The 17,073-nt window shown below is 35.1% G+C and carries 20 protein-coding genes; 8 read left to right on the top strand and 12 right to left on the bottom strand.

All coding sequences use genetic code 11. The annotated features are described in order from the left end of the window. Positions 1-3: 3 nt before the first annotated feature. The 7 genes from V7S79_RS05420 to V7S79_RS05390 all read right to left on the bottom strand — a co-directional run bounded on the left by V7S79_RS05420 (position 4) and on the right by V7S79_RS05390 (position 5,367). Positions 4-2,151 carry a peptidase domain-containing ABC transporter gene (locus tag V7S79_RS05420; protein WP_459489545.1) on the bottom strand — a complete coding sequence of 716 codons (2,148 nt, stop codon included), beginning with the start codon at positions 2,149-2,151 and terminating at the stop codon, positions 4-6. A gap of 1 nt (position 2,152) precedes the next feature. Then, positions 2,153-3,295, bottom strand: coding sequence for an HlyD family secretion protein (locus V7S79_RS05415; RefSeq protein ID WP_459489544.1), 1,143 nt, complete (start codon positions 3,293-3,295; stop codon positions 2,153-2,155). A gap of 114 nt (positions 3,296-3,409) precedes the next feature. Beyond that, complete coding sequence (locus V7S79_RS05410) at positions 3,410-4,081, bottom strand: hypothetical protein (protein WP_459489543.1); 672 nt, start codon at positions 4,079-4,081, stop codon at positions 3,410-3,412. A gap of 54 nt (positions 4,082-4,135) precedes the next feature. Then, positions 4,136-4,291, bottom strand: a complete 156-nt coding sequence (locus tag V7S79_RS05405) for a hypothetical protein (RefSeq protein ID WP_459489542.1) — start codon at positions 4,289-4,291, stop codon at positions 4,136-4,138. Between the two features lie 31 nt (positions 4,292-4,322). After that, positions 4,323-4,541 (bottom strand): hypothetical protein, encoded by a 219-nt coding sequence (locus tag V7S79_RS05400; protein ID WP_459489541.1) that lies wholly within the window; start codon positions 4,539-4,541, stop codon positions 4,323-4,325. A gap of 147 nt (positions 4,542-4,688) precedes the next feature. Next, positions 4,689-4,895, bottom strand: a complete 207-nt coding sequence (locus V7S79_RS05395; RefSeq protein WP_459489540.1) for a response regulator transcription factor — start codon at positions 4,893-4,895, stop codon at positions 4,689-4,691. A gap of 331 nt (positions 4,896-5,226) precedes the next feature. Beyond that, entirely contained in the window at positions 5,227-5,367 is a 141-nt protein-coding gene (locus tag V7S79_RS05390) for a hypothetical protein (RefSeq protein WP_459489539.1), read from the bottom strand. A 282-nt stretch (positions 5,368-5,649) separates the two neighbouring features. Between V7S79_RS05390 and V7S79_RS05385 the strand changes: the two genes are divergently transcribed. The 6 genes from V7S79_RS05385 to V7S79_RS05360 are packed head-to-tail and all read left to right on the top strand — an operon-like array spanning position 5,650 to position 10,629. Then, entirely contained in the window at positions 5,650-6,975 is a 1,326-nt protein-coding gene (locus V7S79_RS05385) for a 4Fe-4S dicluster domain-containing protein (RefSeq protein WP_459489538.1), read from the top strand. 1 nt (position 6,976) lies between these two features. After that, positions 6,977-7,969, top strand: a complete 993-nt coding sequence (locus tag V7S79_RS05380; protein WP_459489537.1) for an alpha/beta hydrolase — start codon at positions 6,977-6,979, stop codon at positions 7,967-7,969. Position 7,970: 1 nt separating this feature from the next. Further along, positions 7,971-8,852, top strand: a complete 882-nt coding sequence (locus tag V7S79_RS05375; RefSeq protein WP_459489536.1) for a sterol desaturase family protein — start codon at positions 7,971-7,973, stop codon at positions 8,850-8,852. Continuing rightward, the gene (locus tag V7S79_RS05370; RefSeq protein ID WP_459489535.1) at positions 8,852-9,631 is read left to right on the top strand and encodes a (Fe-S)-binding protein; all 780 of its coding nucleotides are present in this window, start codon (positions 8,852-8,854) and stop codon (positions 9,629-9,631) included. Before V7S79_RS05375 ends, V7S79_RS05370 begins: the two co-directional genes overlap by 1 nt. A gap of 2 nt (positions 9,632-9,633) precedes the next feature. After that, positions 9,634-10,134: a hypothetical protein gene (locus tag V7S79_RS05365; protein WP_459489534.1), complete on the top strand. Its 501-nt coding sequence runs from the start codon at positions 9,634-9,636 to the stop codon at positions 10,132-10,134. After that, positions 10,135-10,629, top strand: coding sequence for a GAF domain-containing protein (locus tag V7S79_RS05360; RefSeq protein WP_459489533.1), 495 nt, complete (start codon positions 10,135-10,137; stop codon positions 10,627-10,629). Between the two features lie 124 nt (positions 10,630-10,753). On the opposite strand, the gene V7S79_RS05355 is transcribed toward V7S79_RS05360, so the two are convergent. The 3 genes from V7S79_RS05355 to V7S79_RS05345 form a co-directional block, all read right to left on the bottom strand. Next, complete coding sequence (locus V7S79_RS05355; RefSeq protein WP_459489532.1) at positions 10,754-11,413, bottom strand: phosphatidylserine decarboxylase family protein; 660 nt, start codon at positions 11,411-11,413, stop codon at positions 10,754-10,756. Positions 11,414-11,527: 114 nt separating this feature from the next. Next, positions 11,528-13,714 (bottom strand): S9 family peptidase, encoded by a 2,187-nt coding sequence (locus V7S79_RS05350; RefSeq protein WP_459489531.1) that lies wholly within the window; start codon positions 13,712-13,714, stop codon positions 11,528-11,530. Between the two features lie 10 nt (positions 13,715-13,724). Beyond that, a complete protein-coding gene (locus tag V7S79_RS05345) occupies positions 13,725-14,279 on the bottom strand; it encodes a hypothetical protein (protein ID WP_459489530.1) in 555 nt (184 codons plus the stop codon). 75 nt (positions 14,280-14,354) lie between these two features. On the opposite strand from V7S79_RS05345, the gene V7S79_RS05340 reads away from it, so the two are divergent. Together V7S79_RS05340 and V7S79_RS05335 are read left to right on the top strand one after the other, a co-directional pair. Then, a complete protein-coding gene (locus tag V7S79_RS05340; RefSeq protein WP_459489529.1) occupies positions 14,355-15,398 on the top strand; it encodes an acyl transferase in 1,044 nt (347 codons plus the stop codon). A gap of 269 nt (positions 15,399-15,667) precedes the next feature. Beyond that, on the top strand, positions 15,668-15,946 hold the full coding sequence (locus V7S79_RS05335; RefSeq protein ID WP_459489528.1) for a rhodanese-like domain-containing protein: 279 nt from the start codon (positions 15,668-15,670) through the stop codon (positions 15,944-15,946). Between the two features lie 29 nt (positions 15,947-15,975). Here V7S79_RS05335 and miaA read toward each other — a convergent pair whose 3' ends face one another. Next, positions 15,976-16,845: a tRNA (adenosine(37)-N6)-dimethylallyltransferase MiaA gene (gene miaA / locus V7S79_RS05330; RefSeq protein WP_459489527.1), complete on the bottom strand. Its 870-nt coding sequence runs from the start codon at positions 16,843-16,845 to the stop codon at positions 15,976-15,978. After that, positions 16,846-17,058 carry a hypothetical protein gene (locus V7S79_RS05325; protein ID WP_459489526.1) on the bottom strand — a complete coding sequence of 71 codons (213 nt, stop codon included), beginning with the start codon at positions 17,056-17,058 and terminating at the stop codon, positions 16,846-16,848. Positions 17,059-17,073 lie beyond the last annotated feature (15 nt).

The following is a 17,073-nucleotide window of genomic DNA, read 5'->3' as shown; positions in this document are numbered from 1 at the left end:
TTTTTAGGCTACTTGTTTGTTCCACATCTCGAAATAAAGTCCCCTCCTATTGAGTAATTCTTGGTGATTCCCTGATTCTTGAACAAGCCCTTCTTTCATCACCAAAATATGATCCGCAAGCATAATGGTTGACAATCGATGAGCGATGGTAATAACAGTTTTATTTTGCTGTTTAAAATTTTGTATCACTTCATGAATCAATGCTTCTGCATTGGAATCTAAGGAAGAAGTTGCTTCATCCAACAACAATATCTCTGGATTTTTATATAATGCCCGAGCGATGGCAATGCGTTGTTTTTGGCCACCAGATAACATAGCGCCATTTTCACCCAAAGGTGTTTGGTAATTGGCGGGTAGTTTTTCAATAAATTCCGCAATACCCAAGTCTTGACACAATGCCAAAACTCTTTTGATATCCGGAAATGAATCCCCTAAGGCAATATTTTCGATGACATTCCCAGAAAACAAATTGACTTGTTGAGGGACCACTCCGATCAGATTACGTAAACTTTGATACTGAATACTTTCTAAGGTATAATCGCCAAAATGAATTTTGCCTTCATTCACAGGATATAAATTTTGCAGAATGGCAAATAAAGAGGTCTTCCCGCTTCCACTCTCTCCAACAATAGCCGTCATTTCATTCTTCTTAAAACAAGCACTAAAATCCTTAAAAACTTGTACTCGATTGCCATAAGAAAACGACACATTTTCCAACTTTATATCTCCAAGATCATTATTTGTTATATTAAATTTATTCTCTATCGACTCTCTTTCAAGATCCATGATTTCAAACAATCGGTCAGCGGCAATTAAGGCACTTTGAATTGACTTGTTTGCTCCTATCAAGGAAGCTACTGGAGAAGTGAAATATCCTATTAAAGCATAAAAGGAAAAAAGTTCCCCCGGCGTAATATGTCTATCTAACACAAAACCAGCGCCTAACCACATGAGAATGATGGTAAAAACAGAAGATATAAAGGAACTAGAAGTCCCTGCAAACACAGAATTATAACCTGATTTAATGGCTGAAAATAATAATTTAACAAAGCGGTTTTCTGTCTTTAAATTAGAAAAATCCTCTACTCCAAATTCTTTAATTGTTCTAATATGATTAACAGATTCTACCAATTGAGTTTCTAAATCAGCCGCATTTTCCATGATTGTCCGCTCAACTTTTTTGTTCAAATGATTCATAATTGCATAGATTGTTGCATAAAATGGAATCAAAATCAACATAACAAGAGCAAGTTTCCAATAATAGGTAAACATCAAAGCGAAGGAAAATATCACGACAAATACATTTACAACCATTTCGATGGCTACATCGTTGATAAAATTTCGGATTTTAATGGCGTCATTGATTCTGGAAGTAATTTCACCAATTCGCATTGTATCAAAGAAACGTTGTGGCAAATGAAGCAGGTGTTTGTAATAGCCTAGTATCAGTTGGGCATCCATCAGTTGCCCCGTTTTCATCATCATGATACTTTTTTTGCTTCCTATAAATGCTTGTAGCGTAACGAGTAACAGCATCCCAGCGCTCATTAAATTCAACAAATTTTTATTGCCATCTACCAACACATAATCCGTGATTTTCTGAATATAAATAGACATGGCGAGACCTAATACGGTAAATAACATTGCTCCAAAAACAGATTGCAATAAAATGCTTTTGTGAGGCTGTATTAAATCCCAAAAACGCTTGAATGGAGAAACCGTTGCATTATATTTTTTAAATTCTTCATTAGGAGCAAATAAAATCAGTACTCCGGTCCATATTTCTTTGAAATCATCCCAAGTGTATTTATCCATCCTACCCACAGCAGGATCCATTACTTCTACATATTTTTTGCCGACTTTATAAATCACTATAAAATGGTGCAACTGATTTTTTAAAACCACATGAGCAATGGCAGGCAGCGGGATTTTAGGAATAGACTCCATTCCACCTTTAACACCTTTCGCAGAAAAACCCATTTTCTCGGCAGCTTGTACAATTCCTAATACATTGGTTCCCCTTAAATCAGTTTGAGCCAACAATCGGATTTTTGCAATGGGCAAATTAACTTGATAATGATTCCCAATGGAAGCCAAACATGCAGCACCACAATCCTTGATATCGTGCTGTTTAATTTTTATGGATGGCATATTAATTATTTGCTTGCTTATTCGGATTCAACCAATTGTCAATTTTGTCGAATAATAATTGATATAAATTTCTGCGATTGAGAATAAAACGACCCGTGAGAGTCATTCCTTTCCCAACCTTCGCTTTATATCCATTTTTCAACTTTAAATGTGTTTCATTCAACAGGCAGCGGACCTTAAAGAATACTTCCTTATCTTGAATGCTTACGTTTTGATCCATTTCCATCACTTCTCCATCGATGAATCCCCATTGGTTATAATTAAAAGCATCTAATTCAAACTTTACCCTTTGTCCTTGCCTAATCAATCCAATATCTTTGGGTTGAACTTGGCATTCTACTAACAGGCCATGGTTAGGTGAAATTTCAGCAATTGTAGAAGCTCCACCAATAAAAGAATTCACTTGAAAACCTTTAAAATTGACAATTGTGCCACTCATGGGTGCTTTCAATACATAATTCTTTTTTTCTAAATTCAATTTCTCTAAGGAGTTCTCATAATTTTTTAAAGCGTCCAACAGTTCCTTTTTTTGTTTTTCCCAAGCAAATTTTTGTTGTTGAACAAAGCTATTCAAAGCGTCTTTGACAAAAGTGAGTTCGTATAAAAACCGCTCATACTCAGAAGTTGAAATCACCCGCTCATCGTACAATTTTTTATTTCTTTGAAAGTTAATTTCTGCCAATGCAAGTTTACTTTCTAGTTCCGTTTTTTGCTTTAAGAACTTTTGATAATCCTCCTTTAAATTTTCTTGTATAATTAGAGGATTGTTTGAACCATTGATTTGCTCCAAATCTTGGATGGATTGCAAGGTTTGACTTTTGAAATTAGTATTTAAGCCTACTTGCGATTCCAAAATTTCTGGATCAATTTTCAAGAGAATTTCCCCCTTTTTTACGCTTTGGTTATTATGAATATTGAGGTAAGTAATTTTGCCATTGACCAATGAAATGAGCGGTACATTTTCATCTGCAGAACGAATGATTCCCCTACTTTGTGAACTGATATCTACCCAGATATAAGGCAATGAAAATAATAGGCTTGCAATGGCCAAAATAAAAACAAAATAAAGGGAAATGGCATTTTCTCGATTTTTAGCAATGAGATTCTCTACCGAGTTTTCAATATCGTCGCCGATGTGATACATAGTTTATTATGATTGGTTAGGTATTGAGTGTAAATTTAAAGGAGTGTTTTGAGATAAAAAATAGAGAATGGTAGATTATCAGGTTGTTGGTAAAATTATATGATTAGAATAGCTTCAAAAATAATTCACGAATCCATGAATGACAACCCCACTCCAAAAACCACACTTACACCTTAAGTAGCCAAATAAACATGCACTTATAAAATGACTAAATACAATAATTATGTATTCAAAATTCAAATTAGATTCAAGAGGTAGGTAATTAACCAAGTGCATAAGAGCAAAAAGTATCGATAAAAAGTAAAAGACAACATAATTAGGAATGTCCAATCGCCATTTATCTAAAAAAGTTTGATAAACCCAAGCAAAAACAACAAACAAAACCCAGTAAACAAAAAGAAATTCTAGAAGTGGTAAAACTTGAAATTCGGCATAAAAAAGCGGTATATGGAATGATGACATAAGCAAATTTCCTAAAAAAATAGCTAAGCCCATGCAAATTGAATTCTTCTTCAAATCCATCGGTAAACGAAACTGGATCTCTTCCAAAATTGGGGCGATGATTACCAAATACATTGGATGAACATAATTTTCGCCAGAAAAAGTCGACTTAAACAAATGCATTGTCTTGTCAAAAAGGGCCCCGTCTAACAGCTTAATAATTCCAAAAAAGATTCCCTGAGCAATAAAAAACAGAACATAAACAAGGAAAATCATTTTCAAATGTTTCCAAGTAAAAACGCCATCATCTTTGGAAACCTCCGGTTTTAATAAAAACATATCCATAATATAAAATTTCCCAATGAGGAATCTTAGTCACCCCATTGGGAAAATAAAAAGTTACTTTTTAAAACCAAAAGCTGTACTGACAATATCAGTCGCTGCAGCAAAAAAAGCCATGGTTTGACCTATTGCATAACCAATATTATAGGTTTTTCCTTTGTGCCCACCAACAATTTCAATCATTTCACAATCTGACATTATTCTTAATTCCATGTTATTTAATTTTTTTTATTTTACTTTTTTTTTAAAATTTTTTAGCTTTTTTGTAATCATTGACTCCATTAGATAATCCATCGTGTATACCTTGAAAGAAATCTAAAACATCATGCCCATAAGACGCGACAATCGAAACAATTGATGAATTACCAAATCCACCTGCTGGCTTTAAGAAAAAGCCTCCTGATTCATTTATCTGTTCAGTTATGCTAAGTTCGTTAAAACCTAAGCTTTCTAAATTTTTCATTTTATTAAAAATAGAAATTTATTACCTACTCTGTTAATGGTTTTTCGGTATTCACCAGGACTTGCAAGTACATGGCAAAACTAAAAAGATATTTAATTGTACGCATCCTACCTAGGTAGGATTTAAGTATGATGTTTTTGTAATTTTTTATGTTAAGGGTGGTAAATTCAACAAGTACCGAGTCATTTCGACTTTGCCAGTGATACCCAGCTTTTGCATGATATTTTTCCGATGCGTTTTTACAGTGGTGATGGCCACCACTAATTTTTCTGCAATGATTTTGTTGGAATAACCTAAACGGGCAAGATCTAAAACTTCTTTTTCTTTTCGAGTAAGTAGGTCCGATGGATACATATAATTAGTGGTAAGGTAAATGAATTCGTAAACCAAATAAAGAAAATATCCTCAATGTTCCAAGCTATTTATTAGAATTAAAAATAAAAATCATGTACTTTTTTTATAATTCTTACCTCATAAAACAATACTTATACATTATCAAGTTATGTGTTTACTTCACGTTAATGCAGATATGAAAAAATTAAAATAATTAGCTGTTCAGGGGTAACTTCAAAAGCCTCAGGCACAAGTATGGTAAATAAATAGTAGCTTAGGCTCTCGAAGAAAAATGATTGAACTTATCATTGCAAGGTAAATGAAGCTCTCGAAGCCTATGCGTAAAAAATCATTACTTACTTCGATCTTTTTTTGCCTGATTATATCCTTCTCGGAAGCCAACATAGAAATCAGGAAAAATTACTTTGTAGAAAAAAACGGCAAGGCCAATGGCTACTAAAATCTTTAAATACGTTTTGAAATTGTTTTTCATAATGGAAAGTGTTTAGTGATTGTTAAAAAATTATGTCATTGTGTTAACGACTAAAAGCAATGAAGCGATTGATTATTTCGAAATAAGAGGAGGAGAATGGAGCGGATACATTTAATTAGTGGTTGGTTTAAATAATACACTAACAATTTAAAATAAAATTCTATTTATTTCCAAGAAATTATCAGTTTACTTGATCTATACCTCAAAAAAAATCTCTAGATTTGGGTCTTGTAAAATAGTATGATTAGCATACTATTCTGATTCCCAGAAAGCATGATCATTATGGCAATTATTTTTACTCAAATAGCGTTCATTTTATTGCTTGGAGGCATGTCCTACCTGATTTTTAAGCGATTTAAGCAAATTGCAGCCAGTATTCATATCACCCAAAAAGTGGCCCTAACAGATCGATCGTCAGAACGATGGAAGCGAGTGTTTTTATTAGCTTTTGGGCAAAAAAAAATGTTTCAAAAACCGTTAGTTGGCTTTTTTCATTTTCTTATTTACATCGGTTTTGTTCTGATCAATCTGGAAATTTTAGAAATAATCATTGATGGAATCGCTGGTACACATCGAATCTTTGCTCCTATTTTAGGTGATTTCTATGCTTTATTGCTCGATTTTTTTGAACTTTTATCTTTGGGAGTGTTCATCGCTTGTCTGGTTTTTTTCGCTAGAAGAGCCCTCCTTTCTTTGCCCCGTTTACAAGCTAATAAACATACAGAACTCAAAGGGTTTCCGGTACAAGATGCGTATACCATTCTGTTGATTGAGGTCATTCTAATGTTGGCTTTATGGATAATGAATGCGAGTGATGCCGTGTTACAAACTAGAAATATTCCCCATTATAGTCCTGTTGGGTCTTTTATTGTTTCCCAAAATTTTATTCCATTATTCAACTCAATTTCAACAACTAATCTAATCATCATAGAACGAATGGCATGGTGGTTTCATATTGCTGGTATATTAAGTTTTGCTCTTTACGTTACTTATTCCAAACATTTACATATTTTCTTAGCATTCCCGGCAACCTACTTTTCTAGTTTGAAGCCTTTTGCTGAAATGGCGAATATGCCTGCCATTACAAACGAAGTGAATATCATGCTGAATTTACCTGTCGATCCGAATTTTCAAGCCAACGAAAACATGAAATTTGGAGCCAAAGATGTCAAAGATTTGAATTGGAAGCATGCTTTAGACGCTTACAGCTGTACAGAATGTGGTAGATGCACCGAACAATGTCCAGCGAATCAATCAGGAAGAGCACTTTCACCGAGAAAAATCATGATGGATACGCGGGATAGATTAGAAGAGGTGGGTAAAAATTTAGTGGCAAACAAAGGAGCTTGGATGGATGACGGGAAAAGCCTTTTAGGAGATTATATCCAGGCAGAAGAATTACGCGCTTGCACAAGCTGCATGGCTTGCGTGGAAGCTTGTCCGATGGAACTTTCTCCATTAAATATCATTTTAGAATTAAGAAGATTTCAAATAATGGAATTATCTGATGCTCCTGTGGCTTGGAATTCCATGTTTAGTAATATAGAAACCAATCAAGCCCCATGGAAATTTGATCCAAATGATCGAATGAATTGGGCAAAAAACTGATATGAAAAAAATACTTACCGCCATCGCATTCATAGCCTTGGTTTATTTTCTAGGACCAAGTCCTGAAAGCCCAACGCTGGATCGTGGAGTAACTTGGACAAACATTCCTGATTCTTTGCTAAAAATCCAACAATTCTTAGCACAAAAAGAGGCTCAAAATCTGAATTTGAAACCTAACAACAAGGGAAAAATCGTGTGGGCAGACTCTTTACATCCCAAGAAAACGAAGATCGTATTTCTGTATGTCCATGGATTTTCTGCTTCACAAATGGAAGGAGATCCCGTGCATAGGGAAGTTGCCAAAGCTTTTGGTGCAAATTTGGTTTTAGCACGAGTGGCTGGACATGGAGAAAAAAAATCAGATAAGGTTTTTGAAAATATCACGGCCGATGATTTTTATGAAAGCGTGGAAAATTATTATGCCATCGCAAAAAAATTGGGAGACGAGGTGGTCGTTTTGGGTACATCATTTGGAGGAGCTCTTTCTTTGGTGCTAGCAAGCAAACACCCTGAAATAAAGGCCTTGATTTTATATGGCCCATGTATTGCGGTAGCAGATCCTAATGCGACATTATTAGACAACCCTTGGGGTAAGCAAATTGCTAAAGCCATTTTAGGAAGTGAATATCGAGATATTCCAGCCAAAAATGCACTACATGAGCAATATTGGAGTTTGCATTATAAAGTGGATGGAATCATCGCATTACAAAATTTTTTGACGCACGAAATGACAGAAGAAGTCTTTCAAGCAGTCAAATGTCCCGTATTTTTGACCTATTATTACAAAGATGAGCAACATCAAGACAATGTAGTTTCTGTCAAAGCAATGAAAGAAATGTTTCCTTTGTTAGGAACTCCAGCCTATTTGAAAAAAGAGCAAGCATTTCCTTTATCTAGGTATCACGTAATGACTTCCCCAATATTGGGAGAACATGTGGAAATACCTTTGCAAGCAAGTATTCATTTTTTGAAAGAAACGGTAAAATTAAACTAATATGAGAAGTATTATTTTATATGCAATTCCCTTTTTCTTATTGACGGTCATCATCGAATCTTATGTTTCATACAAGCAAAAGCGAAAATTTGTTGAGGCTAAAGATTCCTTAACCTCTATTAGTTTAGGGATTGGCAATTTGATTATTGGTATGCTTACTAAAGCTGTTGGATTTGGTAGTGTATTGTATGTCTACGACAATTTTAAATTACAAGAATTTGCCTTTGATTGGTGGCCAATTTGGGTATTCACCTTTTTTGCAGAGGATTTTACTTATTATTGGATGCACCGATTATCTCACGAAATCAGGTATTTTTGGGCATCTCATATTGTACATCATTCCTCCCCCAAATACAATTTGGCAGCTGCATTAAGACAAACTTGGACGTCCAATATTTCAGGAATGTTTATTTTTTATTTATGGATTCCTTTGCTTGGAGTTAACCCTTTGATTTTAATTACCTTCCAACAAATTAGCTTGTTATATCAATATTGGATTCATACTGAATTCATTCACAAAATGCCTAAGTGGTTTGAATATATTTTCAATACACCTTCCCATCATCGGGTACACCATGGAACGGATTTGAATTATTTGGACACAAATTATGGAGGTGTTTTAATTATTTGGGACCGCATGTTTGGTTCTTTTCAAAAAGAAGAACAGCATCCAAGTTATGGATTAACTACCCAGATTGAAAGCTATAATCCGGTAAAAATTGCCTTTTTTGAATGGGTACAAATAGCTAAGGATTTGTTAAAAGCCAATTCGCTTAAAAGTGTTTGGTTCTACATTTTTGGCCCTCCTGGTTGGAGTCATGATGGAAGTAAATTAACAGTTGCAGAAATGCGGGCATTAGAAAAAGAAAAATTGCAGAAATAATGGAGTTGAAAATCACCACCATGGCTGAATGGGCGGCCAAACGAGAAAGTCCCGAATATTTATTTTGGGTCGGCTGTGCAGGTTCATTTGACGATCGTCAGAAGAAGGTGACGAGGGCTTTTTGTGAAATTTTAAATGAGGCCCAAGTAAGTTTCGCGGTTCTAGGAACGGAAGAATCCTGTACGGGTGATCCGGCAAGGAGAGCTGGTAACGAGTTTTTATTTCAGATGCAGGCTGCAACGAATATACAAACGCTTAATCTGTATGGCGTAAAAAAAATCGTAACTGCTTGTCCACATTGTTTTAATACCTTAAAAAATGAATATCCCGCCTTAGGTGGAAATTACGAGGTTATTCATCACAGCACTTTATTGGCAGATTTGTTGCAAAGTGGAAAAATCAAAGCAGAAAACACACAAAAAGAAGAAATCGCATTTCATGATTCTTGCTATTTAGGTCGAGGAAATGGTATCTTTGAAGCTCCAAGAGCAGTGATAGAAGGTTTAGAAAAAGAAGTAAAAGAGCTAAAAAGTTGTCGCACAAAAGGTTTATGTTGCGGAGCGGGAGGCGCTCAAGTCTTTAAAGAACCCGAAGAAGGTAAAATTGATATGCAAGTTAGAAGGACGGAAGAAATAATTGCATCGGGTGCTACTAAAGTGGCCATTGCATGTCCATTTTGCATGGTTATGCTACAAGACGGATTAAATAAAACAGGGCACGATAAAAGCATTCAAGTAGTAGATTTAGCTGAATTAGTTCAGCAATCATTAAAATTATAAATATGTACACTCCATTTAATGAATTACCTCCCAATGCAAGAATTTGGGTATATCAGGCAAATAGGCCATTTTCTGAAATAGAAATTGAACAATTAAACGCATTTTTGCCCGAGGCTATTGAATCATGGAATGCACATGGGGCTGGACTAAAAGGGTCATTTGAAATTAGATATAAGCAAGTGGTCATTCTTGGACTAGACGAATCGACGAATCAAGCTTCAGGCTGTTCCATTGATGCTTCTACACAATGGTTCAAAGAATTAGGAAGACAATTATCCATTGATTTTTTTGATAGAACGTTGTCAATTGTCAACGGAGAAAAACTAGACATGTATCCTCTTCCATCCATTAAACAGGCAGTTCAAGAAGGACACATAACAGCTGAATCGAAAGTAGTGACACCCTTAATTCCTAATTTATATTGTTACCAAACTAATTGGCCAGAAGTAGCTGCTAATTCATGGTTAAAAAGATATTTTGTTCAACAAGAAAGTGCATCCTAAATGGCAGAAGATTTAGTTAAAATAGAAGGAACCCGTGCCGAAAAGTACAACATACTCCTACCTCAAATCGAGCACCTTTTAGCCGGAGAAACAGATAAATATGCCAATTTAGCCAATATTGCAGCAGCCATTCATGAGACATTTGGCTTTTTTTGGGTAGGTTTTTATTTAAACAAAGGCAAAGAATTGGTCTTAGGCCCTTTTCAAGGACCTGTAGCTTGTACAAGAATCCCTTTTCACAAAGGAGTTTGTGGCCATGCTTTTACGATTCAACAAACTGTCATTGTACCGAATGTGGATGAATTCCCTGGACATATTGCTTGTGCTTCTGCCTCTAAATCAGAAATTGTATTACCTGCCAAAGGTGCAGATGGAAATGTGATTTTGGTTTTTGATTTAGATAGTGATCAACTAAACGATTTTTCTGAAATAGATCAAATTGGACTGGAAAAGATCATTCGTTTGATTGAAGAAAATTGGGCGAACTGGGAGTGATGTAAAAGGTATTAGGTATTAGGTATTAGGTATTAGGTATTAGGTATTAGGTATTAGGTATTAGGTATTAGGTTCCTAATTTAAAAATTTCAATAACTAATAACTAATAATTAATAACTCTCTTCTATGAAATAGTAGCAATAACGGTCTCTCCACCTACGGGTTTATCTCCGATATTTACACAAATTTTTGCATCCAAAGGAAGATAAATATCGATTCTACTACCAAATTTAATGAAGCCAAATTCTGTTCCTTGTGTTACGGTATCTCCTTCTTTGGCATACCAACAAATACGTTTAGCTAGTGCTCCAGCAATTTGACGAAAAAGAACTTCCGTCCCATTTTCATGCTTTACAACAAAAGTTGTACGCTCATTTTCGGTGCTTGATTTCGGATGCCAAGCCACCAAATATTTGCCCGGATGATATTTGAAATAAGAAACAATTCCTGAAATAGGATTAAAATTGATGTGAACATTGATCGGTGACATGAATATGGAAACTTGTCTTCTCGGCCCTTTAAAATATTCCGTTTCTACTGTCTCTTCAATCACAACCACTTTCCCATCCGCTGGCGCAATAATATGATGGGGATTAATTTCCGTTACTCTTTTAGGAACTCTAAAAAACTGTAAAATTATCAAGAAAAATAAAGAAGTTACAACAACAATTCCTTCTCTTAAATAAGTATTTTCTGGGAAAAAATATGCGATTAACGCATTGATAGATAAAACAATTACTAACGTACTGATTAATATGGTTTTTCCTTCTCTATGTAGGGTCATAAAATTATATTTATCGAATCGAAATTCGTAGGGCGTAATATGAAAGAGCAAAAATAGCCAATTTTGTTTAAAAATTAGATAAAACTAACCCAAAATTGCAATTTTACCTTATCATCATAAATTTTTCAACAAGAAATCAGTCATCATTTGATACAAATGCAAACGAGTATTTCCTCCTGAAATTCCATGGTTTCTATTTGGATAATAAAAGCTTTGGAATTGCTTATTGGCCTTAATCAAAGCATCTTGCAATGAAACCGCATTTTGAAAATGGACATTATCATCTCCCGTTCCATGTACCAAAAGCAAATTACCTTTTAATTTATTTACATGTGAAACTGGCGAATTATCATCATATCCTGCAGCGTTATCTTGTGGCAATCCTTGGTAACGCTCGGTATAAATGGAATCATAAAATCTCCAATTGGTAACTGGCGCCACAGAAATGGCCGCTTTAAACACTTCCGCCCCTTGCATTAAACAATTGGCCGCCATAAATCCACCATAACTCCAACCCCAAATACCAATTCTATTTTTGTCCACATAAGGCAATGTCCCCAAATATTTCGCAGAATAAATTTGATCCTGTACTTCAATATTGCCCAAATTTCGGTAAGTGATTCTTTCGAAATCAATTCCTCTTGCACCAGTCCCGCGATTATCTACACAATAAATCAAATAGCCTTTATTCAACAACAATTGATACCAATATAAATCTGAGCCGGGATAAGAATCTACTACTTGTTGACTACCTGGTCCACCGTAAACGTGCATTAAAACAGGGTATTTTTTGCTTGGATCAAAGTTGGCAGGTTTGATACAATAGGCGTTTAAATGTTCCCCATTTGCCAGTGGAATTTCAAAAAATTCGCGAGTAGCTATTTGGTAATCCTTTAATTGTTGTTTCAATTTGCTATTATCTTCCAACACACGAAGCACCTTCCCACCACTAGTTTTCAAAGTAATTTCCAAAGGTTCTTTGGCAGAACTTCTATTGAAAATCACATAAGAATAATCTGGACTAAAATTGGCTGAATTTGTTCCAGTATTGCTAGAAATCAGTTTTTTGCCCGAACCGTCCAATTGAATTTGATACACTTGGCGACTAATGGGTGATATTTCTGCGGCACTATAATACAATGTTTGTGATTTTTCATCAAAACCATAAAAATCATCCACTTCCCATTTACCCTGAGTGATGGGAGTCAATTGACCCGTTGCAATTTCAGCCAAATACAAATGTTTAAATCCCGATTTTTCAGACGACAAAATCATGCGTTTGTTATCGCTCAAATAGGTCAAATCATTCCCAACAGCTTCAATTTCCAAAGATGTACTGCTTTTTTCTGTGTAGACTATGCTTGATTTTCCTGATTTAATATCTGAATGAATTAGGTCTAAATGATTTTGCAAACGATTCAAACGCATAAATGAGAGCACATTTGCATCATTAGTCCATTTCATTCTTGGAATATACTGATCCTTTTCTTTACCCACATCCACGGTACTTGTTTTGGTATTATCTAATTGATAAACGGAAAGACTCACAATGGAATTGGCTTCTCCTGCTTTGGGATATTTGAAACGATAGTCTTTGGGATATAAATCTCCCCACATCTGCATATTATATTCTGGAACTTTGGTTTCATCAAAGGTATAATAGGCAATTTTTTTGCTATCTGGAGACCATTGAAATGCTTGAGAAAATGAAAATTCTTCCTCATAAACCCAATCACAAACTCCATGAATGATAGCATTAATCTTACCGGTATTTGTAATCGCTTTCTCTGCGCCAGTTGCCACATTGACAACAAACATATTGTTGTCCCTAGAAAATGCAACAAAGTTGCCATCAGGTGAAAAGGTTGCATGCATTTGCTTCCCTCCCTTAGACAACAGACTGAGCTTTTGGGTTTTAATATCAAAAATATAATTGATTTCCTTGGTACTTCTGCGATAGATTGATTCAACCTCAGTAGATATCAGAATTTTTTGTTCATCTTTTGAAAAAGAAAATTCTTGCATGGAAATTTTCTTTCCTTCTGAAGTAGCGATTTTGCTTTGATCAAAAAGCACTTCTGACTTATTCGGATCAGCAACGCTATATTTATAAATTTTGCCCTCCTTTAATTCAGTGTAAGATTGGCCATCTTTGGTCCAATTAAAATTCTGAATGGATTTTTGTCTAAAGGTATAATTTTTCCAAATATCGTCTAAAGTAATTTCCTTTTGTGCAACAATGGGATTTAGAATTGCCAAATACAGACAAATTCCTACGAAAGCTGTTTGTAATAATTTCATGGATTAATTTTTAGTCTTGAAAGATGATGATTGGGGCAGTCTCAACGGTATTACTGACGTTAAAAGCATTGTCCACAATTTTTATTTGAAATTTAAGTGTATCGTTTTTTTCTGTAAAAAGAGGTGAATAACCTTTGTAAAATGCATAAACAAAGGGGGTAGAATAATCGATGGTTCCTTCTATGGGACCTGGTTTTTGGTTGGGCAAAAATGGAAAATTTACCAATCCACCTAACCTAGGACTAAATGTTATGGGCACGAATTTTCCGTTTTTTTGAATCAAAACATCTACGATGAAATTACTAAAATCCTTGTATTTAGGGTTTGCCTTTAATTGTGCTACGGTCAGTCCTAAATCACCATCTCCATCTTGAAAATCCACGGACATGATTAAAGAATCAATTTTAATTTTACCTCCCAAGCCATCGCTGGATGTTTTCACAATCTTCCGAATGGAATTGAATTGAATTACCGGCGTTGCGCTAAAATTGGGTTCTTGAACACAAGACCACAAGCCTAGCAATGCAATTACAATCACAAAAAAGAAACTACTTGGCTTCAACATGTTGAATTACGGTAAATTAAAGTCTGTAAAGTTAATGATTTGCTTTAATTTTGTATAAAATTTCACATAAAAGGCATGCAATTGGATCCAGAGATTTGGGAACAAACCCAATTAACTTTAAAAAGCAAAGTGCTAAACTTGCATGCAAATGATTTTGAGGCAATCGCATTGGAGGTTTTTCAGTACCAATATGCATTCAATCCATTGTACCAGACTTATGTAAAAATGATGAATATTTCGATTGAAGACGTGAATGAAATTCATCAAATACCTTTTTTGCCCATTGAATTGTTTAAAAATTATCAAGTACAAACAGGTTTTGCTAAAATCTTATTCAATTTTGAAAGTTCAGGCACAACGGGACAAATTCCATCTAAGCATCCTGTTTGTGACCCCATTTTTTATCAACATATTTCCAAACGAATTTTTGAGGAAAAGTACGGAGAACTCCAACAATTCCACATTTTTGCCCTTTTGCCCTCTTATTTAGAGAGAAGCACCTCTTCTTTGGTATTTATGATGGACCATTTCATCAAAGAATCGAAATCGGAACTTTCAGGCTTTTACCTAAATCAGTATGAAGAATTAACCTTGAACATCAAAAAAGCCTTGGAAACAGAGAGAAAAATTTGGTTAATCGGGGTGACATTTGGCTTGTTGGATTGGATAGATTCAGGACAAGATTTTGCATTTTGGAAGGAGGCAATAGAAAATGATCGAATTATGATCATGGAAACAGGTGGAATGAAAGGTCGAAGAGAGGAATGGATTCGTGATCGAGTCCATGACTTTATGAAAGAAAAAATGGGGGCTACCAAAATTGCTTCTGAATATGGAATGACAGAATTATTTTCTCAAGCATATGCTACAATGGATGGGATATTTAGTCCTGGCTTTAGCATGCGGGTTTTACTGAGGGAAGTGACGGATCCATTCAGTAATATTACGCAGAAACACAAAGTAGGTGGAATTAAGGTAATCGATTTGGCCAACATCGATTCATGCTCTTTCATTGAAACCAAAGATTTAGGATCATTGGAAGTGGATGGAAGCCATTTTAAAGTATTAGGTAGATTTGATAATTCAGAAATTAGAGGTTGCAATTTGATGGCGATTTGAGGAAGAGAGAAAAGAGAAGAGAGGAGAGAGAAGAGAGAAAATAGAAGAGAGAAAAGAGGAGAGAGAAAAGAGAAGAGAGAAGAGTGGAAAAATAAATACAGCATCCCGTAGGGATGATCATTATTGTAGCCATGGATTTTAATCCGTGGATAATGAAGAGAGGAAAGGAGAAAAATAAATGTAGCATCCCGTAGGGATGATCATTATTGTAGCCATGGATTTTAATCCGTGGATAATGGAATATAAGAGGAGTGTACAATTAATAATTAATGAACAAAATAAGTCCCATAGAATTCAAAAAAAATTTGTCTCGTTTGCATATTTTGGATATTCGTACTCCAAGAGAATGGGACGACTTTCACTTGGGTGGGATACATATTCCACTCGACTATTTATTGGATAGAATTTCAGAATTAGATCCTAACACTTTTTATACAATCATTTGCTACAACGGCACACAAAGTTTTATCGCTTGTCGATTATTAAGCTCCAAAGGATTTCAATGCCAACATCTGGAAGAAGGATTAGAGGGTTATTTGAAATTATGACAAATCTTTGAGTCTTGGTGTTTAAAAAATTAACACAAAGACACAAATTCAAACTCCCCTTGGTGCCTAAACCATGTTAATTGTTTTTTAGCATAATGCCTTGAATTACGTTTCAATAACCTGACCATTTCTGTCTCATCATATTCCCCTCGAAGAAATCCATACACTTCTTTATAGCCTAAGGTTTTAAGCGCATATAAATGTTGTTTATCCTCAAAAGCTTTTGCCTCCTCTACCAAGCCATTGGCCAACATTTGATCCATACGATCATCAATCCGCTGATACAACTCTTCCCGTGGTCGATCCAAGCAAATTGCCTTGATTTGAAAAGGTCTTTCGACTTGATTTTTCTTACGAAAACTGGTGTAGGTGGAATTTGTGGATAAACACACCTCTAAGGCGCGCATGATCCTTTGTGGATTTTTTGCATCGACCTTTTCAGCATATTCAGGATCTCTATCTTTCAATTCGAGGTATAGCTTTTCAATTCCTTCATTGGATAATCGATCTGCTAATTGAGCTCTCAATGCCAAATCGACTTCAGGCATTTCATCTAGTCCATGCATCAATGCTTTTAAATACAAGCCTGACCCGCCTGTTACTATGACATTATCCTTGGTTTTGAATAATTCTTCAATGATTTTTAACGCTTCCCGCTCAAAATCACCCGGCGAAAAATATTCATCAATAGAATGAGAATTGATAAAATGATGCTTGATTCCTCCTTGCTCCTCTTCAGTGGGTTTGGCCGTGCCAATCGATAACTCTTTGTAAAATTGCCTTGAGTCGGCAGAGATAATTTCAGTTTGATATTTTTTGGCTAATTCAACACAATAAGCCGTTTTACCTACAGCTGTTGGCCCCGCAACTACCCATAACACTTTTGTCGCATCCAACATTTATATTTTGTTTAATTGAGTTAAAATATGGGTTAATTCATCACCTCTTTGGGTGCCAATCAGGATTTTTTTGCCAATTTTTAAATGTAATTGAAGTCCAGTAGTTCCCGAAACGGTATAACTCAAGCCTTGACCACCCCATTCATTTATCTGCGTTTCTAATTTTAAAAATTGAAATAAGATAAAAAGAAAAAAGAGAGTATTCGACATCATTTAAGAAATTTTGCA

Source organism: Aquirufa sp. ROCK-SH2, from assembly GCF_054558315.1.
The sequence above is the reverse complement of the archived record's forward strand: the minus strand, read 5'-3'. Positions and strand labels throughout refer to the sequence as shown.

Excerpts from the sequence above, each read along its gene's own strand:
- V7S79_RS05420 (WP_459489545.1), bottom strand. The coding sequence starts at position 2,151 with ATGCCATCCATAAAAATTAAACAGCACGATATCAAGGATTGTGGTGCT.
- V7S79_RS05415 (WP_459489544.1), bottom strand. The coding sequence starts at position 3,295 with ATGTATCACATCGGCGACGATATTGAAAACTCGGTAGAGAATCTCATT.
- V7S79_RS05410 (WP_459489543.1), bottom strand. The coding sequence starts at position 4,081 with ATGGATATGTTTTTATTAAAACCGGAGGTTTCCAAAGATGATGGCGTT.
- V7S79_RS05405 (WP_459489542.1), bottom strand. The coding sequence starts at position 4,291 with ATGGAATTAAGAATAATGTCAGATTGTGAAATGATTGAAATTGTTGGT.
- V7S79_RS05400 (WP_459489541.1), bottom strand. The coding sequence starts at position 4,541 with ATGAAAAATTTAGAAAGCTTAGGTTTTAACGAACTTAGCATAACTGAA.
- V7S79_RS05395 (WP_459489540.1), bottom strand. The coding sequence starts at position 4,895 with ATGTATCCATCGGACCTACTTACTCGAAAAGAAAAAGAAGTTTTAGAT.
- V7S79_RS05390 (WP_459489539.1), bottom strand. The coding sequence starts at position 5,367 with ATGAAAAACAATTTCAAAACGTATTTAAAGATTTTAGTAGCCATTGGC.
- V7S79_RS05385 (WP_459489538.1), top strand. The coding sequence starts at position 5,650 with ATGGCAATTATTTTTACTCAAATAGCGTTCATTTTATTGCTTGGAGGC.
- V7S79_RS05380 (WP_459489537.1), top strand. The coding sequence starts at position 6,977 with ATGAAAAAAATACTTACCGCCATCGCATTCATAGCCTTGGTTTATTTT.
- V7S79_RS05375 (WP_459489536.1), top strand. The coding sequence starts at position 7,971 with ATGAGAAGTATTATTTTATATGCAATTCCCTTTTTCTTATTGACGGTC.
- V7S79_RS05370 (WP_459489535.1), top strand. The coding sequence starts at position 8,852 with ATGGAGTTGAAAATCACCACCATGGCTGAATGGGCGGCCAAACGAGAA.
- V7S79_RS05365 (WP_459489534.1), top strand. The coding sequence starts at position 9,634 with ATGTACACTCCATTTAATGAATTACCTCCCAATGCAAGAATTTGGGTA.
- V7S79_RS05360 (WP_459489533.1), top strand. The coding sequence starts at position 10,135 with ATGGCAGAAGATTTAGTTAAAATAGAAGGAACCCGTGCCGAAAAGTAC.
- V7S79_RS05355 (WP_459489532.1), bottom strand. The coding sequence starts at position 11,413 with ATGACCCTACATAGAGAAGGAAAAACCATATTAATCAGTACGTTAGTA.
- V7S79_RS05350 (WP_459489531.1), bottom strand. The coding sequence starts at position 13,714 with ATGAAATTATTACAAACAGCTTTCGTAGGAATTTGTCTGTATTTGGCA.
- V7S79_RS05345 (WP_459489530.1), bottom strand. The coding sequence starts at position 14,279 with ATGTTGAAGCCAAGTAGTTTCTTTTTTGTGATTGTAATTGCATTGCTA.
- V7S79_RS05340 (WP_459489529.1), top strand. The coding sequence starts at position 14,355 with ATGCAATTGGATCCAGAGATTTGGGAACAAACCCAATTAACTTTAAAA.
- V7S79_RS05335 (WP_459489528.1), top strand. The coding sequence starts at position 15,668 with ATGAACAAAATAAGTCCCATAGAATTCAAAAAAAATTTGTCTCGTTTG.
- miaA (WP_459489527.1), bottom strand. The coding sequence starts at position 16,845 with ATGTTGGATGCGACAAAAGTGTTATGGGTAGTTGCGGGGCCAACAGCT.
- V7S79_RS05325 (WP_459489526.1), bottom strand. The coding sequence starts at position 17,058 with ATGATGTCGAATACTCTCTTTTTTCTTTTTATCTTATTTCAATTTTTA.